Origin of the sequence: Spirillospora sp. NPDC000708 (assembly GCF_040299565.1) — a bacterium.
In the GTDB taxonomy this organism is placed as follows: Bacteria; Actinomycetota; Actinomycetes; order Streptosporangiales; family Streptosporangiaceae; genus Spirillospora.
On record NZ_JBEPCJ010000014.1, the window covers coordinates 103,988 to 129,085 of the forward strand.

A 25,098-nucleotide genomic window follows, 5' to 3' on the forward strand; every position below is an offset into this window, starting at 1 on the left:
TGCGGTCGGCTCCACGCCCTGTCCCCCGTCGCACACTCGTAATTGCAGCTAGATGGCCTGTCCGCGGTGCGGAACCGGTCTGGCAGATCATGCCCGTCAATCGCGGTGGGGCTCAAGTGTGGAGACCTGCCGTCCGCTGCCGGGAGTGGCGGAGACCGTGGTGGCGTCCGGCCCCGAGGAAGGACCCGATGACGGGGCGTCGGAGAGCGATGGGTAGAGCAGGGCGACGATCACGGCCACGGCGAGGACGCACGAGGCCATGACGATCAGCAGCCAGCCTGGAAGCTCGTCGGGGGACGGCGGCACGGGGGTGCCGTTGGGGCGCGGCTCGCTGCCGTGCGTGTCGAATAGGGCGGCCAGGTGAGGATCGCGGTGCCGCAGTTCGCGTTCGATCCGCAGCAGGATGAGGCGTTCGCGGAGGGACAGGCTCATGGGCGGTGTGCTCTCGGTTCGGGTCGGTCGCCGGGGATGTCTGGTGTTCCTCAAGGTCGGTCGTGGTGGGGAGGGCATGTCGCCTCACGTTATGCCCACTCTTGCACTATGCAAAGATGGTATGCGGGAACCACGGAGACGCCGGGATCTTCGGGCGGTGCGTCCGGCTGTCATGACCTGCTGCGGGGGCATGTACTACGGTTCGTAGTACATCTTCGGGTAAGGCGGCGGAACTGACCGGCGGACGCAGAGGGGCGGAGGGATGAGCGACTGCTCGACCCGGACCGCGCGATGACGGGCCCGGTGCCCGGCGCGAGGCGCGCCGACGCGGGTCTGCGCGTCCTCAGATCAGCGGCCTTCTCGGCCGTCTGCGTCTCGGTGTCGGCGTGCGCGCACGCGGCCGTGGCCGGAGGCGGTCCCTCCTGGCGAGCACTGCTGGCGGGAGTGTTCGCGATGCTCGTCCTGGTGACCCCGCTGGCCGATCGGGAGCGGTCCCGGTCGGGCATCGTCGCAACGCTGCTGTGCGGGCAGGTGATCCTGCACGTGCTGTTCTGCCTGGGGCGGCATGGCGCCGGAGGCGGCATGCCGGCCTCCATGCACGCGACGGCCGCCCATCATGGGGCCGGGCATGCGGCGGCGGGCATGCCGATGCCGCTGATGCCAAGCCCGGCGATGTTCGCCGTTCACCTTGCCGCCGCCTTCCTGCTCGGCTGGGTCGTCCATCGGGGCGAGCGCGCCTTGTGGCTGCTGGTCCGGCTTTCGCTGCGCACGGCGGAACGGCTTGCAGGGCCTGCGGCGGCGTTGCTGGCCGCGCTGGTGGTGGGGTCGGCCGTGACTCCGGTCTGCCGCCTGCACACCGGTGCGCGCCGCCGCGAGCGGGCCGCCGTCCCGGACGGGATCGTCGTCCTTCACCATGCGGTGATCCGGCGTGGACCGCCTCCGGCCGGCGCGAGCCGCCGCTTCGCCGAGGCGGCCTAGCCGACGTTCTGCGCCGCTCACCCACCTGTACTCAATCACTGCAGGTCGGGCGGGCCGGCCTGCCATGGCCGTGCCCACGGCCTGACCCCATTCACGTGTTGCGTCGCCGCGTGCGGAATTGCACGCCTGCGGCGAATCCTCTCCTCTGGAGGCCTTCATGCGTGCCTTCTCGCACGCCTCCTCCCGCCCGTTCCGCTTGATGGCCGGAGCCGCGGGACTCGCCGGCGGCCTCGCCGCCGTCTGCCTGACCGTCGCCGCGTGCGGCGGCTCGGCCGCCGACGGCCATGCGGCGGCCGCGACGACCACTGCCTCCCCGACGGGCGGGACGGCCGTCCGGCTGAACCGGCCGCTGCCGAAGCCGGAGCTGACACTGACCGACGACCGAGGCAAGTCCTTCGACCTGGTCAAGCAGACCGCCGGGAAACCGACGCTGATGTACTTCGGCTACACCCACTGCCCCGACGTGTGTCCGACGACGATGGCCGACCTGGCCAACGCGGTGAAGAAGCTGCCCGCCGGAGACCAGAAGCAGCTTCGGGTGATCTTCGTAACCACCGACCCCGCCCGCGACACCCCCGAGCGGCTGCACCGGTGGCTCGCCGCCTTCGACGACCGCTTCATCGGTCTGAGCGGCGACTTCGCCGCCGTCCAGAAGGCCGCACGCAGCCTCGGCGTCGCCGTGGAGAAGCCGGTGAAGAACACCGACGGCACCTACACCGTCACCCATGGCGCTGAGGTCCTGGCCTTCTCTCCGGCGGACGACAGGGTCCACATGATCTACACCTCGGGCACGACGACCGAGCGGTACGCGGCCGACCTGCCGAAGATCGTCCGAGGGCGGCTGTGAGGGGCCCGGCCGCCGCGGCGGCGCTGCTGCTGGCCACGGCCGTGGCCTCCTGCTCCGCGCACGGCACGGGTTCGCCGCGCGGTGCGGGCCGGAGCGGCCCGCACCTGGCGGTGACCGGCGCCTACGTGCCCGAACCGCCGATGGCGGACATGGCCGCCGGGTACTTCACCATCGCCAACACCGGGCGGGCGTCCGATCAGCTGACCGCGGTGACCAGTGACCTCGCAGCCAGCGTCACCCTGCACAGCACCACGCCTACCGGCGCGATGAAGAAGGAGCCGACCTTGCCGGTCCCCGCCGGCGGTCGGCTGGCACTGCGCATCGGCGGCGACCACCTGATGCTGATGGGCCTGAAACGCAAGCCCCGGGTCGGCGACACCGTCACCTTCGTCCTGCGCTTCGCCGCTTCACCGCCGATCACCGTGAAGGCGCCGGTGAAGCCGGCGACCTATCGACCAGGTCAGTGACCGATTCCGCGCGCCGCGCGCCGGGGGACCGCCCCGGGCGCGGCGCGCACCGAGGCACTTGGAGAACACATATGGAGGAATCGAGGCAACGCCCGGGCATCTCCCGCCGCCGGCTGCTGAGCGCGGCGGGCGGGGCCGGGGTCGGCGGGCTGGCGGTCGGGGGCCTGGCCGACGCCGCCGCCCGCAGATGGCCTGAACACGACGGACCCGCGCTCGCCACCGTCGGTGCCGCGGCCGTTCCGTTCCATGGACGTCACCAGGCCGGAATCGCCACGCCGTTGCAGGTCTGCGGGCACTTGGTCGCGTTCGACCTGCGACCCGGCGTGAACCGTGGCGCCGTGGCCGGGTTGATGCGGCGTTGGTCGCAGGCGGCCGAGGCGATGACGGCCGGACGGCCGCCCGGCGGAGATGATCAGATCGCGCTCGACGCCGGCCCGTCCTCGCTGACGGTGACGTTCGGTTTCGGGCGCACGTTCTTTGCCAAGACCGGGCTCGCCGATCGCATGCCCGCCGCGCTGGTGGAGATTCCGCCCTTCTCCGCCGACGCGCTCGACCCCGCCAAGAGCGGCGGTGACCTGTGGATCCAGATCGGCGCCGACGATCCGCTCGTCGCGGTGCACGCACTGCGGATCCTGCAGCGCACCGCGACCGGCACCGCACGGGTGCGCTGGCAGATGAACGGCTTCAACCGCGCCCCAGGGGCCACCCGCCGGCCGATGACCGTTCGGAACCTCATGGGCCAGGTCGATGGTACCAACAACCCGCACCCGTCCGCCCGCGACTTCGACGCCAAGGTCTTCGTCACCGACACCACGGGCCCCGAGGCCTGGATGAACGGCGGGTCGTACGCGGTCGTGCGCCGTATCCGGATGCTGCTGGACACCTGGGAGCAACTGCCCACCGCCCGCCAGGAGCGGGTCATCGGCCGCCGCAAGGACAACGGCGCCCCGCTGTCGGGCGGCGGCGAGACCACACCGGTGAACCTGTCGGCGACCGCCCCGGACGGAACGCTCGCCATCCCCGGCGACGCCCACATACGGGTGGCGGCGCCCGAGTCCAACGGCGGAGCCACCATCCTGCGCCGCGGATTCTCCTACCACGACGGCCACCGCGCCGACGGCGCACCCGACGCCGGGCTGCTGTTCATCGCCTGGCAGAACGACCCCACCACCGGGTTCGTCCAGGTCCAGCGCAAACTCGACGGCGCCGACGGCCTCACACGCTTCATCCGGCACGAGTCCAGCGCGGTCTTCGCCGTCCCCGGCGGCACCACGGCGCCCGGCGACTACGTCGGCCGCGCCCTCCTGGAGCCCTGACGACCGAAGGCGGCTTTCATGATCCAAAAGCTTCCCGATCCGGCGCCCGCACCGGGAATGATCCCGGCCCTCGTGCCCGGCATGCACCCGGGCACCCCATGAACGGACACATGCACATGAGCGGGCCGATGTGGATGCCGACCGCGCACCCCACACTCCAACGACTTCTGGCATGGCATCCGCAGCCGCTCCCGCTCGAACCCGTCCTATGCCTGCTCGCTGTGGTGCTCTACGGCACTGCGGTGGCACGGCTGCGGCGCCGCGGTGACCGCTGGCCGATCCTGCGGGTCGTCGCCTGGACCGCCGGGGTCGCGTGCATCGCCGAAGTCACATGCACCGGGATCGGCGGCTACGGCATGGAGCTGTTCAGCGTCCACATGATCCAGCACATAGTCCTGTCCATGCTCGCCCCGATCCTGCTGCTGCTCGGGGCGCCGATGACGCTCGCCTTGCGGACCCTGCCCGCCCGGCGTGGCCGCCTGGGTCCGCGCGAGCTGCTCGCCCGGCTCCAGGGCAGCCGCTTCGCCCGGGCCGTCTCAGCTCCGCTATTTACGTTGCCGCTGTTCATAGGCAGCCTCTACGGCCTCTACTTCACCTCGCTATTCGACTGGGCCATGGGCAGCTGGCTCGGCCACGAGCTGATGCTCGCCCATTTCCTTGCGGTCGGGCTCCTGTTCTTCTGGCCCATCGTGGGAGTCGACCCGGCCCCGCACCGCCCGCCCCATCCGCTGCGGATGCTGGAGCTGTTCCTCGGCATGCCGTTCCACGCCTTCTTCGGCATCGCCGTGATGATGTCAGCGTCCCCCATCGTCGGATTCTTCGCCCACCCGCCTACCGCGTGGCGGCTGAGCGCCGTTACCGACCAGACCACCGGAGGCGCGATCGCCTGGGCCTTCGGGGAAGTCCCCACGATGCTCGTCCTGGCCGCCCTGTTCGTCCAATGGTTCAGAGCGGACAGCCGCACCGCGGCGCGCTCGGATCGGCAGGCCGATCGCGACGGCGATGCCGAACTCGCCCGCTATAACGCCTACCTGGCTCGACTCACCGACCGGGCGCGGCCAGGGCGCTGATGGGCCGTTCCTGCTCGAGGCGTTCGGGGCACCTGCGGTACCGGGGGCTTGGTGTAATCGACGTCGCCGGTGCGTTCGAGGATCTCGATGTGGGTCTTGATGAAGTCGTTGGCGGTCCCCGCGAACGGACGCACCAGGGAGCTGCGGGTGTCGGCGCGGACGGTGGAGACGAGGAGCAGCGCCTGCGGTACGGGATGCTGCTTGCCGATCACCTGCGCCGCCTGCCGGACGCGAGGGTTCGTCGAACGCTGCTCCGTCCAGTGGGATGTGGTGATCTCGCGCAGGCTGGTCTGCCAGCCGCGAGAACGTCCTCGTCACCGGCGCGTCCTCCGGTATCGGGAAGGCGACCGCGCAACTGTTCGCCGCGAAGGGTTTTCGTGTCTTCGGCACCAGCCGGCGGGCGTTGCCGGACGCCGGCGATGTGGTGATGCTGCGGTTGGACGTGCGGTCGAGCGAGTCCGTCGAGCGGTGCGTCGCCGAGGTGGTGTCCCGAGCCGGGCCGGTCGACGTCCTGGTCAGCAACGCCGGGGTCATGCATCGAGGGATGGCCGAGGAGGCCTCGATGGACGAGGCCCGCGCCGTGCTGGAGACCGACCTGCTGGGCGCGGCCCGCATGGTGAACGCGGTGCTGCCCGAGATGCGCCGACGAGGGCGGGGCCGCATCATCAACGTCGGGTCGCTCGCCGCCTGGGTCGGCGAGCCGAACGAGGCGTTCTACGCCGCGTCCAAGGCCGCCTTGGCCCGCTACACCGAAGCGCTGCGATACGAGGTGCGGCCGCTGGGCGTCCATGTCTCGCTGATCGAACCCGGCGTCTTCAGGACCGAGGTCCTGAAGGCCGCTTCGGTCGGCGGAACGACCATCGCCGACTACGACGATGTCCGCGAGGCAGCCGAGCGGCTCCTGAACGAGAGCCTGCCGAAAGGCGCCGATCCCGCCGAGGCGGCGGAACTGATCGCCAAGATCGCCGTCTCGCGGTCTCCTCGCTTGCGTTATGGGGTCGGGCGGGACGCCACCCGGTTGCCGTTCGCCAGGGTCTTGCTGCCGCAGCGCATTTTCGATCTCCTTGTCCGGCGCGCCTTCGGTCTGTGAAATCACGGGAAACCTGCCGAATGGGCGCGTCCGGGACCGAGTGGTGGAGCCCGAGGCTCTGCCGCGGGCTCCACCACTGTCAGGAGGGCGGGCTCTTCGTCACTGCGCCCGCTCCCGGACGATACGGGCGATGTCGAGGCGGCGGACCATGCGGTTGGCGGGGATCTGCGACAGCAACGACGCGCCGAGCATGGCGAGGGCGGCGAGCACCAGGGTGGGCCAGCCGATCTTGAGTTCCATGGAGAACATGTCGCTGTCGAACGATTTCAGGGCCGCCCAGGCCGCGGCGACCCCGGCGACCAGTCCGACTGGTGTCGCCAGTGCGGTGGCGGTGAGGTTCTCGACCGCCAAGATGCCCGCGATGCGCCGCAGGGGCACACCGGCGGCCTGCAGTGTCGCCAGCTCCGATGTCCGTTCGGCGACGTTGACCGTCATCGTCACGTAGATGACGGTGAGGGCCAGGACGCCGCCGAGCACCAGCATCACCCCCACGAAGATCCAGAACAGCTTCAGGAAGCTGTTGAACTGGCGTTTGACGGCCTGTGAGTCGGCGTAGGCGACCACTCCGGGCAGTCGGCTGATCTGGGCGCGGACCTGGTCGCGCTGCTGGGAGCCGGTGCCGGAGGTGAAGCGCAGCTCGTAGGAGTCGGTCCGGGCGCCGGTCAGCGACTGGACGGTCTGCCGAGTGCCGTAGACGGAGGTGCCGAGCGGCTCGTCCACGAATCCGGCGAGCCGGACGGTGCGCGCGCCGCCGGGGGAGTGCACCGTGACGGGATCGCCGACTGCCACGTGCAGTTTCGCGGCCAGCCCCTTGCCGGCGAGGACGCCGGTGGAGGGCAGTGGCTCGTCGCCGCCGTGGTCGGTGCGGAAGCCGTGCATGCGGGTGCCGAGTTGGTACCCGGTCAGCGTGGTCTGGTACGAGCGGCCCGAGGCGGTGAGGTTCACCGGTACAACCGTGACCGGTTCGACGCGTGCGACGTGGCCGATCCTTCGCAGGTCCTGTGTCAGATCGGGTGTGCTCGGTGCGGCAGTGACGGTGGCGTCCTGGCGCTGCACGTCGCCGAACTGGGTGTTCATCATCGACCGCATGCTGATGATCATGCCGCCGGACACCAGCACCAGGACGAGCGCGAGCAGCGTGCCGGTCATGGTGGCGGCCGTGCGGCGCTTGCTACGGGTGAGTCCGCGCAGGGCGAGGCGGGCGACGACGGGCAGGCGGCGGGCTCGTGCCACCCCCCGGCTCCACGGTCCGGGCGGTTGCAGCGCGCCTCCATCACCGCGCATCGCCTCGGCGGGCGCGGCGCGGGACGCCGACAGTGCGGGCGCGATCCCGCCGGCCAAGCCGACGAGGACGCCGAACAGCACCCCGATCACGAGGGTGAGCGGCCGTGCCTGCACGACGGTGTCCGGGATGCCCAGCCCCTTGGTGTAGGCGTGGGTCATCCCCGAGGTGGCCAACTGCCCGAGGGCCGCCCCGACGAGGGCGCCGGCGGTTGCGGCGATGGTCCCGTGGCCGAGGTAGTGGCGCACGACGACGTGGCGGGGCGCGCCGCCGGCGAGGAAGGTCGCGATCACCTTGCGCTCGGACAGGACGAGCCGGGTGATGAGGACGTAGGCGGCGATCGCGGCCGCGGCCAGGAACAGGACGGGGAAGCCTACGGCCATCTGCCGGAAGCCCGTCAGATCCTCGTGCAGGGTCGCGTTGGACGCCTGGTCGGCGCGTTCGGTGACGTCCACCGCGCCGGCGGTCCGCAGTGCGCCGGCTGCTCGGTCGAGGTCCTTCGCGGGCGCGGAGCCCTTCAACTGCACCAGGGTTTGGGGCTGGGCCTTCGAACCGGCGAGGGCGCGGGCGGTCTGCTCGGGGGCGAAGACGACGGCGAACGAGTGGGGGTCGGACAGGACTTCCTGGCGGTCGCGGGCCGGCCACAGGTATTCGGGGGAGACGACGACGCCCCGCACGGTGAGGGTGCGCCAGGTCCGGCCGTCGAAGGCCTGCAGATGGTCGCCGGGGGAGAGGTGGAAGGTATCGGCGGCGTGCTTCTCCAGCAGCACGCCGTCCGGGTCGTCCGCGGCCAGGTTCCGGCCGTCCTTCAGATCGACGGCGTCCACCGCTGCAGGCCCCGTGCGCGGCATGCCGGTCACGCGTCCCAGCAGCTTGTCACCGCCGAGGCGCAGCGGGATGTCGGCTTGGGTACGGGTGGCCACGCGCGCGACACCGGTGGCGTTCCGTGCGGCCTGCGCGGTCTTCTGCGGATCGCCGCCGGTGGCGGTGAGGTCGGCGAAGTGCAGCCGGTCGTAGGTGCGGTTGTAGGAGGTGGTCAGGTTGCGGAAGGCGTCGTAGCTGGCGACGAACAGCAGGACGCCGACCATGACGGTGACCGCGATCGCGGCGAACTGCGGGAGGCGGCGGCGCAGGTCGCGCCGGGTCTTGGTGATCAGGACGCGATGCACGGAGCTCACCAGCCCACGGACACGGCGTCGGCCGGGGCGGCGTTGCGCTCGACGGACTGGACGGCGCCGTCCCGCATCGTGATGACGCGGTGCGCGATCGCGGCCACGGCGGCGTTGTGCGTCACCATCAGCACGGTGCGGCCCTGCCGGTTGGTGTCCTGCAGCAGCTTCAGCACCGACTTCCCGGTCGTCTGGTCCAGCGCCCCGGTCGGCTCATCGGCCAGCAGCAGGTCGGGATCGGTGGCCAGGGACCGCGCGATGGACACCCGCTGCTGCTGGCCGCCGGACAGCTGGGCGGGGAAGTGGTCCATGCGGTCGCCCAGTCCGACCGCCTCCAACAGTTCGGGCACCTTGCGGCGGTCGCCGCGTCCGGTGAGCTCGACCATCGCCTCGACGTTCTCGCGCGCCGTCAGGGTCGGCACCAGGTTGAAGAACTGGAACACAAAGCCGACGTGGTCGCGCCGGAAGCCCACCAGGTCCCGCGGCGGACGCCCGGTGAGGTCGATCCCCGCGACCTCGATGGTTCCGCTGTCGGCGGTCTCGATGCCGCCGATCACGTTCAGCAGCGTCGTCTTGCCCGACCCGCTGGGGCCGAGCACCACCACCATCTCGCCGGCCTCGATGTCGAGGTCGACGCCGGCGAGCGCGGTGAGCGCGGCCTCGCCCGTCCCGTAGGTCTTGGTCACCGCGCGCAGGTGCACTTGGCCGCGCGGGGTCGTCGTCTCTGCCATGGAGCCCTCCTGGGGGTTTTGACGACCGCACTCGGCTCCTTCCGACGGCACTGGGCCGCCCGGCGATACGGGTCAGTCGTCAGGTGGCATCGACGGGGTCGCTCTTGTCGGGCGTCAGCCCGGCCATGCGCATGATGGGCACGGTCAGAGCGGTCGAACGCAGTCCGGGGTCGAGCATGTAGTGCAGCACCAAGCCGTCCAGGACGGCGCCCATCACGGTGGCGGTGGCCTCGGCGTCCTCCACTCCCTGTTCCTCGAGCCACTTCGCGGTGGCGGAGCGCCACCGGCCGAGCAGGACGGCCAGTTCGGTCCGCAGCCGCTCGATCCGGGTGGCGGCGAGCACCGCTTCGGTCATCAGCACCGTGAGGGGATCGTCGGAGGGGTAGCCGGCGATCATCGTGAGCATGTCGCCCAGTCCTACAGGGGCGGTCCTGCTCTCGCTGAACAGGACCAGCATCTGGTCCAGTTCCCGCCGCACCGCGTCCAGCGAGGCCTCGACGAGCAGATCGGTGACACTGCCGAAGTGGTAGTGCACGACTCCCGGGCGCACCTGCGCGCGATCGGCGATCTTCCTCGTCGTGGCGGCGCCCCAGCCTTCCTCCACGATCAGCTGCACCGCGGCGTCGAGCAGACGGGCACGGGTCTGCTGCCCCCGGGCCGCGGAATCGGCGGACATTCGACACATGCTCCTTCGACCTGGCGAACTCCTGCTCTGGACTTTAGTCCCCGTCGATTTGGACAGACACCCTGGACGAACGACTTGGTCGACCGACTTGGACGATCGACCAGGGCGATGGTCCAAACATAGCACGGCCGTTCTCGCGGTCAAGCGAGCCGATGAGGGAGAGACAGCGCCCCGGAGAGCCGGGGACGTAAGCGGGCCCCTGCCGCCCGCGGCGGCAGGGGCCCATCGACGGCGGTCACCCGCCGATCAGTGAACCGGTCCGCGCGTCAACACCTGCGGTTGCCATTGATGCACTTGGCGACCTTGGCGTTGAAGCCTTTGGACATGACGTTGATGTAGCCCGCGTGGTCGGTGTCGGGCTTGTGCTGCTCGGTGGCGAACCCGTCGACCGCGAACCGGACGTCGTCCGCGCTCTTCGGTGCGGTGTTGGGGATGCCGCTGTAAACCAGGGTCATGGTCAGGTGCGGGATGGCCTTGAACCCCGACGGGCAGGCGCCCTTGGCGTCCGGGAAGGCGGTGTGGGCGCGGTGGTTGGCGCTGTCGGTGTTCTTGCCGTCCCAGCAGCTCGGCTCGTCGAACACGCGCATCAGCTTGCTGCCGCTGGGGCACAGCGGGTACTTGTCGACGACCCGGTCGGTGAATCCAGAGCACGTCCAGGTCGCCTTGGCGTTCGCCGGCCCCTTGGAGAACGCCTTGGCGTCCCCGGTGAACAGCCGTAGGAACTCCGGCATCGGCTTCACCTTCCCGCGCGGGCTGCCGGTGTAGCGCAGGATCACCTGCGAGGGCAGCACCGAGGTGCCGACATTGTTCTTGTCGACCGCCGTGTAACCCTTGGCGAGGTCCCCGGGAGTGCGGGTGCGCAGTACCGGCCAGAAATAGGTCGACTTGTCGGCCCTGTTCGCGCACGAGGTGCCCGCCGCTGCCAGGCTCTGGTCGGTGGAGGCGAACGTCGTGGACAGGTTACCGACATAGTCGTGCAGGTGCTGCGCGCCGTCCGGCACACCAGGCGAGATGATGATGTTGTCGGTGTTCTGGTGCTTCTCCTGGTCGGTGCCGCACTTGGAGACGAAACTGCCCCGAGAGGCGCGCCGGCTCGGGCGGACCCGCTTGCGGTTCGGCTTGACCTTGCGGATATCGACGAAGTCGTCCGGAGCCGGCCCGACGACCCCGCTGCCCGCCTGCCCGTTTCCGCTCTGCCCGTCTCCACTCTGGCCGCCTTTGCCCTGCTGGCCGCTGCCGTCCTGCTGTCCGCCGCCGACAAGCCGGCACTGCGCCAGCGAGTTCAACTCGGGGGGCTGCTGCCCGGCGCGCATGAAGTCGATGGCGATGCGGTTGAGCACTGCGGCCCGCTTGTCCTTCAGCGGCCCGAGGATCGCGTTCTGGACGAAGTTCGGTCCGCCCTCGCCGGCGCTGGTCCTCAGCCTGCGGTTCGCCTCGGCGATCTGCTTGTCCAGCAGGTTCAGGTCCTGTGTGACCAGAGCCCGCTGCGACTGCGGGACGTTCGTCACCCGGGGGCGGACCGCCGGGCACGACACCTTCTGGGCCGCCGCGCCGTCGGCGGACGACAGGCGGGTGCTGGCGGACTGGCCGCATCCGGCCGCGCTGCTCCCCGCGATCACCAGGCTCCCCCCGAAGGCGAGGACGGCGAGTGATCGTCTCTTGCGTTGCCCGAGCGCTGAGCGCTGCATGTGGCACCCTTCCTGGAAATCGCTGCGATCCCCGCTCACCGCATGCATTACGGGTCGGATCGGCAAAAGGTTCGACAATGCAAGAATCCGGTCGCCCGTGCCGGTCATGAAGCAGGTGGGCACTGGAACGGCGCTCGATGCCGGTATGCCTGGTCGGCCGCCGCGCGAGGAACCCGGCGGTCAGGTGCCGGTCGCCGCCTCGTGCCCGTCGTGTTCGCGTGCGATCAATGGCGGCTGGAAGAGGGCGATGGTGAACAGCGGATCGCGATCGTGAACCACGAACCACAGCCCGCGGCCCCTACCGACTCCCGGAATTCGCGGAGGCCGGCTGAGGCGGGCCGGGGACGTGGTCGCGGGCGGACGTGAAGGGGCGGCGGGCGCCGGGGACGCCGGTTCGAGTGGTGTCGGCGCTCGTGTAGGGGAAGGCGAAGGGGATGCCCGCGGCGGCCAGGGGGCCTGGGCGGTCCATGAGGTGGAAGTGCAGGTGCGGCTCGGAGGTGTTGCCCGAGTTGCCGACCTCGGCGATGACGTCGCCGGCCAGGACGCGGTCGCCCCTGCGGACGCGCAGCGAGCCGCGGCGCAGGTGGGCGAGGACCGCGTAGACACCGTCGCCCAGGTCCAGGACGACGGAGTTGCCGACGACGAAGCGGCCCGCCGACAGGGTCAGCAGGGACAGCACCTGCCGAAACACCATGCCCTCGACCAGCAGGTAGAGGACGCCGGGCCAGGAATTGCGGCTCCAGTGGTCGCGCTGCCGGCCGCTCGCCCGGACGACGACTCCATCGGCGGGCGCGAGGACGTCCCGGCCGAACGAGGGGAAGGTGTCCGGGCGGGCCGCGAGGGGCCAGCGGCGCATCGGAGTCCATTCGCCGCTCGGAACGTGGACGAGGTCGATCGCGTACGTCTGGCCGAGCTCGTGCGTCCCGTGGCTGGGCACCTTGTCGGCGGGGCTGTTGACCGGTACCCAGCGGCCCTCCACCGGGCTGCGGAGGACGACGGGGGCCCGGCCGCGGGCGCCGCCGGGCACGAAGAACAGCACGACGCCGAGCACGATGAGGGCGAACCCGACGGCGCCGAGCGCGCCGATGCCGAGCAGGGGCTCGATGAACGAAAGTACAAGGCCCAGCACGACGAAAAGTGTCCTGAAGCGTGCCATCGTCCTGTGCATCTTCCCCTCCGAAGGGGTCGGTCAGCGGCGGGTCGCCGCGAGCACGGTCAGTATCGGCACCACCCGTTCGGCGGGGACGGTGTAGCGCCCGCGCCCGGTGGTGCGCAGCCAGCCGGCCGCGACCAGCTGCCGGAGGTGGTGGTAGAGCTGCCCGGTCGTGCCGAGGCCCTCGTGCGTGGCCAGTTCGGCGGTGGTGCGGGCGCCGTGCATGATCTCGCGCAGCAGCAGCAGCCGGACGGGATGGGCCAGCGCCGAGAGGGTGTCAGCGCCCTGCGACCAGTCGTCTTGCAGCAGGTCGTCGGCGAGGTGGCCCTGCTGCCACTCGTAGTGCTCGCCGCCCGGCAGCGTCACCGAGCCGGTGAACAGCACGGCGCCGGGGTCGGCGACGCGCTCTTTGAGCCTGTTCAGGGCCCAGAAAGCGTCGTCCGTCACCGGCTTCCCGGCCGCCGGCTGGACGCCTTCCAGCGCGGCCACACGTTCCTCCAGGCGCGCGACCCGATCTGTCAGCGTCTCCTCCACCACGACTCCAATTCTACGTAATTACGTAACTATCACAAGCCGCACACCCGCCACGCTCCGGTCAGGTAGACCGCATCGGCAGCCACCAGGAACGCCGACACGCGGATCCAGCCGCCAGCGCACCAGCAAGCCCGACCACGCCGGCCGCAGCAGCGCCACCACCTGCATGAGTCCCCCGACATGCCCGAACACGCCGCGCCTCGCCCGAAAGCGACTGCGCCCGTCCGACTGCGCCCCGCTGGCGAACGGATCCAGGACGGGGTCCGGGTCACCGTGCCCGCCGGCCGTGCGACCGACATCATGAACCTCGCCGCCGCCGAGCAGCGCTGCTGCCCGTTCTACGACTTCCGGCTGCATCTCGACGGCCCGTTGCTGCACCTGGAAGTACACGCGCCCGCCGAAGGGGCTGGGCCGCTGACCGAACTGTTCTTCCCAGGGGACTGAGCCGCCGTCCGCTTTGCCGCTCGGTGAATCCCGTCGAGCAAGGATTGTGCTGCTCGTGCTCGTCGTCCGCTCTGTCGCGTTGTTCGTCGTCGCCGCCGTGTGCGAGATGGACGCTCGTCGCCAAGGCTCGTTCGGCTCTCACGCGGCCGGGTGATCGATGGGTGCCGGCGACACGGTCGCGACATCCGAGCGAACATGGAGCTAACAGGGGGACATTCTGGGCGTGGATCTTGGCCTGTAAGCACACGTTTACCCTGGTCAGTGGTGGTGCGCTCGGCAGGATTCGAACCCGCGACCGTCGGTTTAGAAGACCGATGCTCCGCCCATCCACTTCGCGATTGGCGGTCCCCGTCTTGAAGGTCTTCTTGACGTGGAGCGGTTGATCAAGACGGAGCGGTGCTGCTGATCGCGGTGTAGTGCCGTACCAGTCCGACGCTGCGGCAGTTCGCGCTGCTGTTCGGGGTGTGTTCAGGCCCATCGCGCCCCGCGTCGTCGATGACCTGGCGCCGCTGCTCGCACTGGCCCGGGTCACTGGGCGGCACGGTGTCGACACCCTGTTGGCGGCCCGGCGACGGCAACGAGCTATCTCCATGGCAGCACGAGAGCAACTCCGTACACAAATGGGTGCGCGCCCGTATCGAGCACGCCTGCGCGCATATGAAGTGGTGGAACATCCTCCGCAACTGCCGCCGCGAACGCGACGGCGTCCACCACGCCACCCGCGACATCGCCCTCATGCGCAAGTTCCGCTGGACGTGACCGGGGAGGACCTTTTGACCAAGCGTCATGTGCTCGGCACGGCGTTTCCGGCTAACGTGATCTATCTACCGGGAAGAAACGCGTTTCCTGGCCGCGAGTCCGCGGCTGCTGGCTCCCCTTGTGGCTCCCGAGCGCCGTTCGGGGAGCCACGGAGCGACTCCAGTTTAGCCCTCTGACCTGCATAAACTCTGTCGGGACGGCGGGATTTGAACCCACGACCCCTTGACCCCCAGGCACAGAAGATCAGTGGATCAAGGTCGATGGAAGTCGATCGGGGAGCTTCTCACCTGCAGAAGCGCCCTGGGGGAGTCGCGGCGGGTCCGGGGGAGTCCGACCACGCTGGCTCCCCGATTGGCTCCCCGCGGCTTCCCCTGAACTCGAGAGGGGCATCATGCGAACAAGATCATTCTGTGAGCCTGCTGAGCGACGGAGGCTGGATCGTCGCAACCGTGTCGATGGAGTTCGTCTGCTGCACAGGTCGGCTGCCAAGACGTCGAGACTGCCTTGGCGGAGTGCGGACCTCGACATCCGACACCCTGCGGATGCTGACGGGCCGGCTCCCGGTAGCTCGACATCCAGAACGCGGCGCCGTCACCGGCCACACCGCTGCGGCGTTATCGGTGGCGTTCGGTCCCAGCGGCGCGCCGCTGGCGCGCTGGTCAGCCTCGCTGCTGGCGCGCCGCTCTGGACCCCGTCAAGTCATTATCGAACGCGGTTATCGGCTTTGAGTAAGCCATGACCCGTTGGTGGGTCGGGCGGCGTCGGTTCTTGGGCCTGGCCGCGACGAACACCCCCGTTCTGCTCACTTTCAGGGGAGCGGGGGCGGGGTAACGCGTCGACGCAGCGGCGGGTGTTGCGGCCTCAAGTCTGGCGCCTACTTGTAGGTCGCCGCCCCGAGTAGCCGGCGCTGGTGATCACACCGCGAGATCGCTCGATCCGCTGTCGTTTTCTGATCACGAGTCCCGGGAGGAGGCGTTGGGGAGACGGTCGTTTGGTCCTGTCGCAGGCGATGAGCGTCCCGTCCAGCACCAGCAGGTGCAGCCCGTCCTTGGTCGCCTTGCGCAACGCCGCCGTCAGCTTCGCAGACCGCTGCCGACAGTGTGCAGGCCCCAACGCTCTGGGCCCGCGCAGCGGGGTACTGACGAAACCCTTTGATCAGCGGCAACGCAAGGACCCTGTTCCACCGGATTCCACGCTAAGCAAGATCATCTTCCGCTCTGAGAGCCCGAAACTGTCTCCCGCGCCTCTGGTCGTGTTCAGCTGATGCCGATGCGGATGTTCTTGACCTGCTGAAATTCCTGCAGGCCTTCAAGACCGCCGGCGCGGCCGGAGCCGCTTTGCTTGTAGCCGCCGTAGGGGCCTTGGGGGCTGATGTCGCTGTGGCGGTTGATCCAGACCGAACCGGTTTGGAGCGCACGGGCGACCTTGTGGGCGCGGACGAGGTCACGGGTCTGGACGAAGGCGTTGAGACCGTAGACGGTGTCGTTGGCGAGAGCTACGGCCTCGGTGTCGTCGGTGAACCGTTGGACTGAGACGACCGGGCCGAAGGTCTCGACTGCGGCCAGTGGCGAGCGGTTGTCGACGTCGGCGAAGACGGTGGGCTCGATGTAGAAGCCGTCGGCGAGGTCGCCACCGATGCGTCGTCCGCCGGTGAGGAGTTCGCCCGCCTTGTTCTGGACGGCCTGGTCGATGACGCCGAGGATGCGGTCGGCGGCGTTCTGGGTGATGACCGGTCCGAACACCACGGCGGGGTCGAGCGGGTCACCGATCTCGGCCGTCTGCACGGCCGCCACGAACGTGCCGAGGAAGGCGTCGTAGACCTTCGCGTGAACTAGGATCCTGCTGGCACAGGCGCAGCTCTGACCGGACTGGCCGATCGGCCCCTGGGCTGCCGCCAGATACGCGGCGGCGTCCAGATCGGCGTCGGCGAAGACGATGTAGGCGTTCTTGCCGCCGAGTTCGGTGGCGACCGGGGTCAGATTCTCTGCTGCCGCGGCGAGGACCTTGCGGGCCGTGGAGCCGCCGCCGGTGAAGTGGACTTTTCCTATACCGGGGTGCCGGACCAGCGCGTCACCGCCTTCGGGGCCGGATGAAACCACGTTGACCAGGCCGGGAGGCAGCCCTGCTCGCAGGCAGAGTTCACCGAACCGCAGCGCTGCGAACGGCGCGAGCTCAGGTGGTTTGATCACAACGGCGTTCCCCGCTGCCAAGGCCGGCACGGCGTTGAGGCCGATCGCGACCAGCGGCCCGTTCCAGGGAACCAGCACGGCAACCACGCCGTAGGGTTCGCGTTCGACGAGGTCGACGTCGAAGGAGCCGCTGATCGGGGTGCTGACACCGTGGGCTTTGTCGGCGTAACCAGCGTAGTAGCGCAAGAACCGCTCGGTCAGGACGGACATGCCGGCGCGGGATATGGGCACGGCGTAGTCGTGCACACTTAGCCGCGCGAGTTCTGGCAGATCCTCGCTCACTGCGTCGGCCAGCGCGATCAACAGGTCTCGGCGCCGGTCGACCGGAAGCGCGGCCCACTCGCGCTGGGCGTGGCGGGCTGCGGTGACGGCTTGGTCCATTTCGGTGGCGCCCGCCAGCTCGACGATGCCGTTCGGCCGACCGGTGGCTGCATAGATGTGCTGGTGGGTGCCGCCAGAAGAGCCCGTCATCCGGTCGCCTCCGATGAGCAGTGCACCATCGGGTACGGCGCCGTGGGATGCGGCATTGACGGGGGGCGTCATTCGGCCTTCTCCTGCCGGACGCGCGCCTTCTGGCTGGTGACGGCCTCGTTGAGATGGGAGGCCTTCGGCCAACCGTAGTAGGCGGCGAAGTGCAGGACGACCTCGTCCATCTCCACGAAGGAGACATCGCCGCTCTTCAGCGCCGCGTAGACGTGTGACAGGATCGGGTGCGGCGCGTCCTGGAATGCGACGCAGGCCAATGTGACGAGTCGGCGTTCCTTCGTGCCGAGTCCGGGACGCGGCCACATCTCGCCGAACACGAAGTTCAGGATGCCCGCACCGCCGTAAGGGTTGTCGCGCGCCGGGGCGTAGGGCAGGCAGTTGATATCCCGGAAGCACGCTTCGCCGCCTCGCAGCCGCTCCTCGGGGTCGCTGGCGGTGGTCAACGGCAGCAGCGGTTCCGGCGGCGGAGCGGGCGTTCCGCGCTCCTGGTGGATCCGCTGCCATTGGGCGTCGACGACGCCGTTGAACCGCGAGGCTTTCGGCCAGCCCGCGTACACCGCGAAATGCAAGACCGTCTCGCGCATCTCGGTGATGGTCACATCCCCGCTGTTGAGCGCCGCGTAGACATGCTCTTCCAGCGGAGTGATCGCATCGGCGGCCGCCACGCAGGCGAGCGTGACGAAGCGGCGGTCCCGCCGGCCGAGTCCCGGCCGCGACCAGACTTCGGCGAAGACGAAGTCGAGCAGTCCGGGCCCGGAGAGGGGGCTCGTGGCCGGCTCCGGATCCACCGTCATCACCTCGGTGTACCAGCGCGCCCCCCGGGTCCGGCGGCCGGGTTCGCCCGGATGCGAGTCGAACTGGCCGCCGTCGTTGGAGGTCATGAACTCCTCACCCTTTCCCCATTCCTGCGAACCGTTGCGATGGGCGGTCATCGGATCGTCACGCCGGCGTCGACCTTGAATTCCAGGCCGGTGATGTGTCGGGATTCATCTGAGGTGAGGAACAGGACGGCGTTGCTGATGTCACGGGCCTCCACGACCTGCACTGGGAGTGCGTTGCTGTAGATGGGGCCGAGGTCGGGGCGCCGGTCGGCCAGCAGCCCGTGCAGGGAAGTGGGGCTCATGCCGGTCGCCACCCCGGTGGGGTGGACGGTGTTGACGCGGATGCTGTGGGCGGCGAGTTCGTTGGCCAGCGCGAGGCTCATTCCGACGACCCCGTGCTTGGAGGCGGTGTAGGGAGTGGTGAGCGGGCTGCCCTTGATACCGGCCGCCGAGCTGATGTTGATCAGGCTCCCGCCGTGCTCCAGCAGGTGCGGAATGGCCGCGGCGCAGGTGTTCCACGAGCCGACGAGATTGGTTTCCAGTACCAGGCGCCACTGCTCGGTCGTGGTGGTGTCCCAGGTTCCGGCGGTAATGACTCCGGCGTTGGCGACCGAGGCGTCCAGACCGCCGAGTTCGGCGACGCCGTCACCGACGGCCTTCCCCAGCGCGTCGGCGTCGCGGACGTCGCAGACCTTTGCCGTGGCACGCCGGCCGAGCCCCTCCACCAGGTGGGCGGTCTCCTCCAGGTCGGCCCTGGTCGCGAGCGGGTACTCCAGGCCGGGCGGGGACTCGCACAGGTCGATCAGGATCAGGTCGGCGCCCTCTTCGGCCAGCCGGAGCGCGTGGCTGCGCCCCATGCCGCGCGCCGCGCCGGTGACCAGGATCTTCTTACCGGAGACTCGTCCAGGCATGTTGTCGGCCCCCATCACAACTTGTTGCAGAAGCCCGCGTCGACCGGCATCGCGACACCGGTGATGTACTTAGCCTCGTCCGAGCAGAGGAAAGCGATCGTGTTGCTGATGTCTGCGGGCTCGAGCATCTCGACCGGCATCGGGTTCTGCAGGTGCGGGCCGGTGGCGTCGGGATTGTTCTCCAGCCAGGCGGTCATGCCGGGGTTGACCGCCATCATCGTGCGGACCGCGGTCGGATGCACGGTATTGACCCGGATCTCGTACTTGGCCAGGGAGTTGGCGAGGCACCGCATCATCCCCACCAGTCCGTGCTTGGACGCCGCGTAGCCCAGTCCGCCGCCTTGCGGTCCGCCGAGACCTACCAGCCCGGCGGTGGAGCTGGTGATGATCATCGAACCGCCGCGCCCGCCCTCGATCAGGTGCGGGAGCGCGGCACGCATCGCGTGGAACGCGCCAGTGAGGTTCACTCCGACGACGGCGTCCCACTGCGCCAGCTCCTCCTCAATAGGGATCTGGGCGAACGACATCGGGGCGATGCCGGCGTTGGCGCAGACGATGTCGAGCCTGCCCAGTTCTGCGACAGCGGCGTCCAACGCCGTCTGCAGCGTGAGGAAGTCGCGCACGTCGGCGACAACCCCGAACATCCGCCGCCCCTGCGCGGCGACCAGCCCCTCGGTTTCGGCGAGTTCCTCCCGGGTGGCCATCGCGTAGCCGTTGGCGGGGATGTCCGCGCAGATGTCGACCCCGATGATGTCGGCACCCTCGCTCGCCAACCGAACCGCGTGGCTGCGGCCCTGGCCACGCGCCACACCGGTAATGAAAGCGACCTTGCCGTCGAGCCTTCCCATGGACCAACCTCCTGACCTCGACGCGTTGTCATGCGCCGCTCCAGTGGAGCGTTCATCGCGCGGGTACGCACATCCGTACCGGCTGCGGAACGGCTGCGGTGCTTTGGCGCCACCCGGCTCGTCGGCCAGACCGGTTGGGCATTGCTTCCTCCGGCCGTCCCTGTCTGCAGAGGCTAAGACGCAGGGATCTGTGCATGCCAATATTGATTGCGGCACCCAGTCATACCGATCCGTTATGGCGTGGTAAGCTCGCTCTCAGCGATGGAGACCCATAGACTTAAGTATTTCCTGCGCATCGCGGAAGAGGGTTCGATGACCCGCGCCGCGAACGTGCTGGGAGTCGCCCAGCCCGCGTTGAGCCGGCAGATCCGGCTCCTGGAGGAGGACCTCGGGGTCACGCTCTTCCAGCGGACGTCGCGGGGGGTGCGCCTCACCGATGAGGGCGAGAGATTGCGCGCATCGGTATCCGGGCCGTTGAAGCAACTGGAAATCGCACTCCAGCACATCGGATCGCCTTTGGCGCGAGTGGAGCGGGGTCTGCGCATCGGCATGCTCCCGACGGTCGCACGCGTCCTGGCCGCCCCGTTGCTGGCGGCCCTGGCGGACGCATTTCCGAGGATGGGCTTTCAAGTGACGGTCGCTTCCACCGACCGCCTCGCAGAAGGCATGCTCAAAGGCGCAATCGACCTTGCGGTGGTGAACCAGACCTCCGACGACCGGGTGTTCTGTCGTGATCTCCTGGTCGAGGAACTGGTGGTAGTCGGCGGCTCCGCGACAGGCCTGCGGGCCGACCGGCCGATAACGTTCGCCGAGTTGACGGCGCTCCCCCTGGTCCTTCCCGACTCCTCCTTCGGAATCGGAGGAATTGTGGAGAACGCCGCGCTGCGCCTGCGATTGGCATTGCAGTCCAGGTTCGCCGCCGATTCCCTTCAGGTCTCTCTCGACCTCATCGATTCCGGTCTCGCTCATGGGGTTCTGCCGCTGTCGGCGTGCAACAAAGAGATCGCCGCCGGACGCCTGCGCTACGCCCCGCTCTGCGACCCCACCCTGACCCATCGGGTCGGCGTCGCCGCCACAGCGCAACTGGAACTGCCTCGCGATCTCGCGTTCCACGTCGGGGACATCATCCGCAGGGAGACCGGGCAGCTGGTCGCCTCGGGTGCCTGGCCCGCCGCGTTCCTGGCGCCCCGCCCCTGGGACCCAAGGCGCCCGTGATCTCGACGCCGACAGAGCAGGCGCGACCTGCGCCGTCAGTTTGCGGATGCCGTCGACATGAGTGGGGGTCGGCCACCCGGCGCCTGGTTGTGATCAGCCCGCAGGTGAGGCCGAGCCCGACCACAGAGGGGACTCGGCCTCACCTGCGGACAGCGAACGGCGGGCCGTCGGTCATCACTACGGTCTTCCGAGCTCTGGGGACAGGCGCGTGGCGCCGTCGAGGCGGATCACTTCGGCGTTGAGGTAGGGGTTCTGGATTATCGCTTCGGCGAGTAGGGCGTACTCATCGGGATTTCCCAGCCGCCGGGGGAACACGATGTCGCCTAGAAGGGCCTGCCGCACACCAGGTGACGACAGGCGCGGTGTGGCGATGGCGCCAGGTGCGATGGCGCAGATACGGACCCCGATCGGTGCCAGGTCACGCGCCATGGGCAGGACCATGGCGACGATCGCGCCTTTCGCCGCGGCATAGGGCACCATCGTGGCCTGGCCGTCGAAGGCACTGATGGAGGCGGTCTGCACGATCACGCCGCGCTGCCCATCATCGTCGGGAATGTTCGCCGCGCAATGGCCGCCGCGAGCCGAGCGAGGTTGAAGGGGCCGAGCACGTGCAACTCCAGGTTCGCACGCAGCGTCTCCTTCTCCATCACCGCCCCGTCGCTGTTCACCAGTCGCGGGCTCGGGATGACGACTCCGGTGGCGCTGACGGCGATGGAGAACGCCCCGAGTTCTTGTGCTTGCGAAATAGCTGTGGCCACGGCCTTGTCGTCGTTGCTGTCGCCGTTGACGGCCCTCACCCGATCGCCCAGGTCGGCGACCAGCGCGCCGGCTCGGTCACGGTCGGGGTCGAGCACGACGACGCCGGCGCCCTGCGCCGCGAGTCGGCGGACGGTCGCGCTGCCGAGTCCTCCTGCGCCTCCGGCGACGAGGGCGGAACGGCCTGCGAGCTGCATCTCTCATCACCTCTGCTAATTCCAGCGCCAGGCCAGGGAAATGACGCTGTGCGCCGGGCGGGAAGCGCCCGGCTCCCTGGGGGCGGGGGAGCTGGGGCTGCTCCGGTCATTACGCGGATCCGGTGTGGGGGAATATGCGGCCGGCGGGTTCGGCCGCTTTCAGTGCCAGCGCTCTTGTGGTCAGGCGAGGATGAGCGGGAGGGCCTCCCAGCCCCGGACCGTCGAGGTCTGGGCGAGCTTTGCGCCGTCCCAGTCCACATCCCAGGTCGGGAAGCGTTTGAGGATTTCCTCCAGCGCGATCCTGCCCTCCAGGCGGGCCAGCGCGGCGCCCAGGCAGTAATGGCCGCCCAGGCCGAAGGTGAGCAGGTGGCCCATGCTGCGGTGGATGTCGAAGCGGTCGGGGTCGGGGTAGCGGTCTTGGTCGCGGTTGGCGGAGGCGACGATGAACACGATGGCGCTGCCCGCCGGGACGGTGCGGCCGTGCAGCTCCACGTCCGTGGTGACGTACCGGGCGATGGAGTGGCCGGTCGGCTCGTACCGCAGGATCTCCTCGATGGCGCCCGGGATCAGCGACGGGTCGGCCGCCAGCTCGCGGCGGGCGTCGGGGTGGCGCGCCAGGACGGCCCCGGTCCAGCCGATGAGGCGCCCGGTCGTCTCGTTGCCGGCGCCCGCGACGACCGAGACGTAGGTGAGCACCTCGTCGCGGGTGAGGGTGCGCGTCTCGCCGTTTTCGTCCTCGAACCTGGCGGTCAACAGTTCGGTCATGAGGTCGTCGGAGGGGTGCTTGCTGCGCCAGTCGATGTACTCGCCGAACGCCTCGGTGTTGAGGATGGCGCCCCCGTCGAGGTCCATCTGCCCGCCGTCCTCGGTGCGCAGGGAGTCGTCGACCATGTCGCGGATGGCGGGCTGGTCGGCCTCGGGGATGCCGAGCAGCATGCCGATGACGCGCATCGGCAGTTCGGCGCCGACGGCGGCGACCAGGTCGAAGCCGTCCGCGCCGGCCAGGGGGTCCAGGGTGCGGGTGCAGAAGTTGCGCACCTTCGGCTCCAGCATGGCGATCCGTCGGGGGGTGAACAGCCGGGACAGCAGGCGGCGGTGGATGTCGTGGGTGGGCGGGTCCTCGAAGATGACGGTGCCCGACGGGATCTCCAGGCCTGACTGGACGATCTCCAGGATGTCCCCGCGGGACGAGGAGAACGTCCGCCAGTCCGGCAGGGCGCGCGCCACGTCGGCGGCCCGGCTGAGCGCGTAGAAGTCGTACTTCTCGTTGTAGTAGAGCGGCATCTCCTCCCGGAGTCGACGGTAGATCGGGTACGGGTTCTGGGCGATGCCCGCGTCGTAAGGGTCCCAATAGATCTCGCGGCTGGCTTCCATCTTCTGTATCTCCCGGACTCCTGCTGATCGCAGCTGCTGGTCTTGGGTGTTCACTTGAGCATCGCGCCGGCGTCGATCGGCAGGGGGACACCGGTGACGTAGCGGCCCTCGTCGGAGACCAGGAAAAGGACCGCGTTGCTGATGTCCACCGGCTCCACCCACGGAACCGGGAGCGCGTGCATGAGCTGCGAGATCGGCGCCATGTCTTCCTGGGTGGGGTTGTCCAGATCGGGGCGGAACATCCGGTAGGTCAGGTCGTTCATCAGCATCGGGCTATTTACTTGCGTCGGGTGGACGGAGTTGACCCGGATGTTGTGCTGAGCGAATTCCACCGCCATGCTGCGCATCAGCCCCACCACGCCGTGCTTGGAGGCGATGTAGTTGGCGATGTTCGGGTGGGACTTCAGCCCGCCGACGGAGCTGGTCAGCACGATCGCGCCGCCGCGACCGCCGTCGATGACGTGCGGGACCGCGGCCTTGACGGTGTGCCAGACGCCGGTGAGGTTAACGTCGATGGAGTCCCGCCACAGCTTCTCGTCCATCTTCTCGATCGCGTCGCCATCGGCGGCGAGTCCGGCGTTGGCCAAGATGATGTCCAGCCGGCCGAACCGGCTCACGCCTTCGTCGACCGCGGCCTTCAGCGCGTCGTAGTCGCGTACGTCGGCCTGGACGGCGTGGATGCGCCGGCCCGCCTTCTCGACCTGAGCGACCGTCTCCTCCAGGTCCTCGGGGGTGGACATGGGGATGGGCACGGTGTCGATCTGCTTGCAGATGTCGACGGCGATGATGTCGGCGCCCTCCTCCGCCAGCCGCACGGCATGGCTGCGGCCCTGGCCGCGGCCAGCGCCGGTGATGAACGCGACCTTGCCTTCGACTCTTCCGGACATGGTGTCCTCCTTGTCGTCTCTGTCTTGCCTTTTCTGTCGACTCGTCAGGGCTTAGGGGGCGGGTCGGATCGCACGCCGTCGCAGGACGCCGCGCAGGAGGAAAAGGAACAGGAGCAACGCCGTCACAGCCGCCAGCGGGGTGGCCCGCCTGACGGCCGCACCTCTTGCCGCGCCAAGCAGGTCGAGGGGTTCGGAGGGTCGTGATGGTGGCGCGGGCGCCCGGGGCGCCGACACGGTGGCCGGCACCTGCCCAGGCTTGCCGGGCGAGACCGCTCGTGCCGGAGACCGGTCCGCTCCCGGCCCGGCATCCCCGTCGGATGCGGAGGTGGCCGCGATCTCTTGGGCGAGGTTCGCAGCGAACTGTCCGATGAGCGCACCGGCCACCTCGGCGAGGGCTCCGCGGCCGAACTGCGCGGGTTTGCCGGTGATGGCGAGGTCCGTCTGAACCAGGACGTCGGTGCTGTCACCGGCATCCACCAGCCGGCATGTCACGGTCGCCTTCGCGGTCCCTCCACCGCGCAGTTCCCGTCCGACGGCCTCCAGGACGGCGACCCTGGCGTTCTCGTCCTGGGAGACGAACGTGACGGTGCCGTTGTAGGTCAGGCCGATCGGTCCCAGCTTGACCTTGATCTTGCCGCTGTAGCGGTCGCCGTCGCGGGCGGTGAGGGTCGCTCCGGGGACGCAGGGCGCGACCCGTTCGATGTCGAGCAGAACCCGCCACGCCTCTGCGACCGGCACGGGGATGGTGAGGCCGTTCTCCAGTTGCATT

General features: G+C 69.4%; 25 protein-coding genes and 1 pseudogene. 9 read left to right on the forward strand and 17 right to left on the reverse strand.

The window, feature by feature from the left end:
• Positions 1-96: 96 nt before the first annotated feature.
• Entirely contained in the window at positions 97-432 is a 336-nt protein-coding gene (locus ABT299_RS13260) for a DUF3040 domain-containing protein (protein ID WP_500250890.1), read from the reverse strand.
• Between the two features lie 453 nt (positions 433-885).
• On the opposite strand from ABT299_RS13260, the gene ABT299_RS13265 reads away from it, so the two are divergent.
• From ABT299_RS13265 to ABT299_RS13285, 5 genes are all read left to right on the forward strand, one after another.
• Positions 886-1,410, forward strand: coding sequence for a hypothetical protein (locus tag ABT299_RS13265; protein ID WP_500250891.1), 525 nt, complete (start codon positions 886-888; stop codon positions 1,408-1,410).
• Between the two features lie 157 nt (positions 1,411-1,567).
• Entirely contained in the window at positions 1,568-2,257 is a 690-nt protein-coding gene (locus tag ABT299_RS13270) for an SCO family protein (protein ID WP_500250892.1), read from the forward strand.
• Positions 2,254-2,724, forward strand: coding sequence for a copper chaperone PCu(A)C (locus ABT299_RS13275; protein ID WP_500250893.1), 471 nt, complete (start codon positions 2,254-2,256; stop codon positions 2,722-2,724). Before ABT299_RS13270 ends, ABT299_RS13275 begins: the two co-directional genes overlap by 4 nt.
• 71 nt (positions 2,725-2,795) lie before the next feature.
• Positions 2,796-4,040, forward strand: coding sequence for an iron uptake transporter deferrochelatase/peroxidase subunit (gene efeB / locus ABT299_RS13280; protein WP_500250894.1), 1,245 nt, complete (start codon positions 2,796-2,798; stop codon positions 4,038-4,040).
• Between the two features lie 116 nt (positions 4,041-4,156).
• Positions 4,157-5,110 carry a cytochrome c oxidase assembly protein gene (locus ABT299_RS13285; protein WP_500250895.1) on the forward strand — a complete coding sequence of 318 codons (954 nt, stop codon included), beginning with the start codon at positions 4,157-4,159 and terminating at the stop codon, positions 5,108-5,110.
• Here the strand turns inward: ABT299_RS13285 and ABT299_RS13290 are convergent.
• Positions 5,068-5,322 carry a hypothetical protein gene (locus tag ABT299_RS13290; RefSeq protein ID WP_500250896.1) on the reverse strand — a complete coding sequence of 85 codons (255 nt, stop codon included), beginning with the start codon at positions 5,320-5,322 and terminating at the stop codon, positions 5,068-5,070. The genes ABT299_RS13285 and ABT299_RS13290 overlap by 43 nt on opposite strands.
• 104 nt (positions 5,323-5,426) lie before the next feature.
• Between ABT299_RS13290 and ABT299_RS13295 the strand changes: the two are divergent.
• A pseudogene (locus tag ABT299_RS13295) lies at positions 5,427-6,200 on the forward strand (SDR family NAD(P)-dependent oxidoreductase); the annotation flags it as partial.
• A gap of 99 nt (positions 6,201-6,299) precedes the next feature.
• On the opposite strand, the gene ABT299_RS13300 reads toward ABT299_RS13295, so the two are convergent.
• The 6 genes from ABT299_RS13300 to ABT299_RS13325 all read right to left on the reverse strand — a co-directional run bounded on the left by ABT299_RS13300 (position 6,300) and on the right by ABT299_RS13325 (position 13,445).
• A complete protein-coding gene (locus tag ABT299_RS13300; protein ID WP_500250897.1) occupies positions 6,300-8,660 on the reverse strand; it encodes an ABC transporter permease in 2,361 nt (786 codons plus the stop codon).
• The gene (locus ABT299_RS13305; RefSeq protein WP_500250898.1) at positions 8,657-9,382 is read right to left on the reverse strand and encodes an ABC transporter ATP-binding protein; all 726 of its coding nucleotides are present in this window, start codon (positions 9,380-9,382) and stop codon (positions 8,657-8,659) included. The genes ABT299_RS13300 and ABT299_RS13305 overlap by 4 nt, the downstream gene beginning before the upstream one ends.
• Positions 9,383-9,461: 79 nt before the next feature.
• Positions 9,462-10,058 carry a TetR/AcrR family transcriptional regulator gene (locus ABT299_RS13310; protein WP_500250899.1) on the reverse strand — a complete coding sequence of 199 codons (597 nt, stop codon included), beginning with the start codon at positions 10,056-10,058 and terminating at the stop codon, positions 9,462-9,464.
• Between the two features lie 275 nt (positions 10,059-10,333).
• Positions 10,334-11,863, reverse strand: coding sequence for a DUF1996 domain-containing protein (locus ABT299_RS13315; RefSeq protein WP_500250900.1), 1,530 nt, complete (start codon positions 11,861-11,863; stop codon positions 10,334-10,336).
• Between the two features lie 190 nt (positions 11,864-12,053).
• The gene (locus ABT299_RS13320; protein ID WP_500250901.1) at positions 12,054-12,884 is read right to left on the reverse strand and encodes a peptidoglycan DD-metalloendopeptidase family protein; all 831 of its coding nucleotides are present in this window, start codon (positions 12,882-12,884) and stop codon (positions 12,054-12,056) included.
• A gap of 60 nt (positions 12,885-12,944) precedes the next feature.
• The gene (locus ABT299_RS13325; protein ID WP_500250902.1) at positions 12,945-13,445 is read right to left on the reverse strand and encodes an ArsR/SmtB family transcription factor; all 501 of its coding nucleotides are present in this window, start codon (positions 13,443-13,445) and stop codon (positions 12,945-12,947) included.
• A 270-nt stretch (positions 13,446-13,715) separates the two neighbouring features.
• Between ABT299_RS13325 and ABT299_RS13330 the strand changes: the two genes are divergently transcribed.
• Positions 13,716-13,886, forward strand: a complete 171-nt coding sequence (locus ABT299_RS13330; RefSeq protein ID WP_500250903.1) for a hypothetical protein — start codon at positions 13,716-13,718, stop codon at positions 13,884-13,886.
• A gap of 624 nt (positions 13,887-14,510) precedes the next feature.
• On the forward strand, positions 14,511-14,645 hold the full coding sequence (locus ABT299_RS13335; RefSeq protein ID WP_500250904.1) for a hypothetical protein: 135 nt from the start codon (positions 14,511-14,513) through the stop codon (positions 14,643-14,645).
• Positions 14,646-15,901: 1,256 nt separating this feature from the next.
• Here the strand turns inward: ABT299_RS13335 and ABT299_RS13340 are convergent.
• From ABT299_RS13340 to ABT299_RS13355, 4 genes are read right to left on the reverse strand one after another with little or no spacing between them, the layout of a single operon-like run.
• Positions 15,902-17,377, reverse strand: a complete 1,476-nt coding sequence (locus ABT299_RS13340) for an aldehyde dehydrogenase family protein (protein WP_500250905.1) — start codon at positions 17,375-17,377, stop codon at positions 15,902-15,904.
• Positions 17,374-18,201 carry a carboxymuconolactone decarboxylase family protein gene (locus tag ABT299_RS13345; RefSeq protein WP_500250906.1) on the reverse strand — a complete coding sequence of 276 codons (828 nt, stop codon included), beginning with the start codon at positions 18,199-18,201 and terminating at the stop codon, positions 17,374-17,376. Before ABT299_RS13345 ends, ABT299_RS13340 begins: the two co-directional genes overlap by 4 nt.
• Before the next feature lie 47 nt (positions 18,202-18,248).
• Positions 18,249-19,052, reverse strand: coding sequence for a mycofactocin-coupled SDR family oxidoreductase (locus ABT299_RS13350; protein ID WP_500250907.1), 804 nt, complete (start codon positions 19,050-19,052; stop codon positions 18,249-18,251).
• A 14-nt stretch (positions 19,053-19,066) separates the two neighbouring features.
• A complete protein-coding gene (locus tag ABT299_RS13355) occupies positions 19,067-19,900 on the reverse strand; it encodes a mycofactocin-coupled SDR family oxidoreductase (RefSeq protein ID WP_500250908.1) in 834 nt (277 codons plus the stop codon).
• Positions 19,901-20,161: 261 nt separating this feature from the next.
• Between ABT299_RS13355 and ABT299_RS13360 the strand changes: the two genes are divergently transcribed.
• The gene (locus ABT299_RS13360; protein ID WP_500250909.1) at positions 20,162-21,115 is read left to right on the forward strand and encodes a LysR family transcriptional regulator; all 954 of its coding nucleotides are present in this window, start codon (positions 20,162-20,164) and stop codon (positions 21,113-21,115) included.
• A 177-nt stretch (positions 21,116-21,292) separates the two neighbouring features.
• Here ABT299_RS13360 and ABT299_RS13365 read toward each other — a convergent pair whose 3' ends face one another.
• From ABT299_RS13365 to ABT299_RS13385, 5 genes are all read right to left on the reverse strand, one after another.
• A complete protein-coding gene (locus ABT299_RS13365; protein ID WP_500250910.1) occupies positions 21,293-21,643 on the reverse strand; it encodes an SDR family NAD(P)-dependent oxidoreductase in 351 nt (116 codons plus the stop codon).
• Positions 21,640-22,068, reverse strand: coding sequence for an SDR family NAD(P)-dependent oxidoreductase (locus ABT299_RS13370; protein WP_500250911.1), 429 nt, complete (start codon positions 22,066-22,068; stop codon positions 21,640-21,642). The genes ABT299_RS13365 and ABT299_RS13370 overlap by 4 nt, the downstream gene beginning before the upstream one ends.
• A 180-nt stretch (positions 22,069-22,248) precedes the next feature.
• Entirely contained in the window at positions 22,249-23,442 is a 1,194-nt protein-coding gene (locus tag ABT299_RS13375; RefSeq protein ID WP_500250912.1) for a cytochrome P450, read from the reverse strand.
• 50 nt (positions 23,443-23,492) lie between these two features.
• Complete coding sequence (locus tag ABT299_RS13380; RefSeq protein ID WP_500250913.1) at positions 23,493-24,329, reverse strand: mycofactocin-coupled SDR family oxidoreductase; 837 nt, start codon at positions 24,327-24,329, stop codon at positions 23,493-23,495.
• A gap of 51 nt (positions 24,330-24,380) precedes the next feature.
• Positions 24,381-25,097, reverse strand: a complete 717-nt coding sequence (locus ABT299_RS13385; protein WP_500250914.1) for an SRPBCC family protein — start codon at positions 25,095-25,097, stop codon at positions 24,381-24,383.
• Between the last annotated feature and the right edge of the window lies 1 nt (position 25,098).

Coding starts and splice junctions, on each gene's coding strand:
- ABT299_RS13380 (WP_500250913.1), bottom strand. CDS start 24,329: ATGTCCGGAAGAGTCGAAGGCAAGGTCGCGTTCATCACCGGCGCTGGC.
- efeB (WP_500250894.1), top strand. CDS start 2,796: ATGGAGGAATCGAGGCAACGCCCGGGCATCTCCCGCCGCCGGCTGCTG.
- ABT299_RS13385 (WP_500250914.1), bottom strand. CDS start 25,097: ATGCAACTGGAGAACGGCCTCACCATCCCCGTGCCGGTCGCAGAGGCG.
- ABT299_RS13315 (WP_500250900.1), bottom strand. CDS start 11,863: ATGACCGGCACGGGCGACCGGATTCTTGCATTGTCGAACCTTTTGCCG.
- ABT299_RS13345 (WP_500250906.1), bottom strand. CDS start 18,201: ATGACCTCCAACGACGGCGGCCAGTTCGACTCGCATCCGGGCGAACCC.
- ABT299_RS13260 (WP_500250890.1), bottom strand. CDS start 432: ATGAGCCTGTCCCTCCGCGAACGCCTCATCCTGCTGCGGATCGAACGC.
- ABT299_RS13310 (WP_500250899.1), bottom strand. CDS start 10,058: ATGTCCGCCGATTCCGCGGCCCGGGGGCAGCAGACCCGTGCCCGTCTG.
- ABT299_RS13350 (WP_500250907.1), bottom strand. CDS start 19,052: ATGCCTGGACGAGTCTCCGGTAAGAAGATCCTGGTCACCGGCGCGGCG.
- ABT299_RS13370 (WP_500250911.1), bottom strand. CDS start 22,068: ATGCAGCTCGCAGGCCGTTCCGCCCTCGTCGCCGGAGGCGCAGGAGGA.
- ABT299_RS13285 (WP_500250895.1), top strand. CDS start 4,157: ATGAGCGGGCCGATGTGGATGCCGACCGCGCACCCCACACTCCAACGA.
- ABT299_RS13265 (WP_500250891.1), top strand. CDS start 886: ATGCTCGTCCTGGTGACCCCGCTGGCCGATCGGGAGCGGTCCCGGTCG.
- ABT299_RS13355 (WP_500250908.1), bottom strand. CDS start 19,900: ATGGGAAGGCTCGACGGCAAGGTCGCTTTCATTACCGGTGTGGCGCGT.
- ABT299_RS13305 (WP_500250898.1), bottom strand. CDS start 9,382: ATGGCAGAGACGACGACCCCGCGCGGCCAAGTGCACCTGCGCGCGGTG.
- ABT299_RS13270 (WP_500250892.1), top strand. CDS start 1,568: ATGCGTGCCTTCTCGCACGCCTCCTCCCGCCCGTTCCGCTTGATGGCC.
- ABT299_RS13340 (WP_500250905.1), bottom strand. CDS start 17,377: ATGACGCCCCCCGTCAATGCCGCATCCCACGGCGCCGTACCCGATGGT.
- ABT299_RS13360 (WP_500250909.1), top strand. CDS start 20,162: ATGGAGACCCATAGACTTAAGTATTTCCTGCGCATCGCGGAAGAGGGT.
- ABT299_RS13375 (WP_500250912.1), bottom strand. CDS start 23,442: ATGGAAGCCAGCCGCGAGATCTATTGGGACCCTTACGACGCGGGCATC.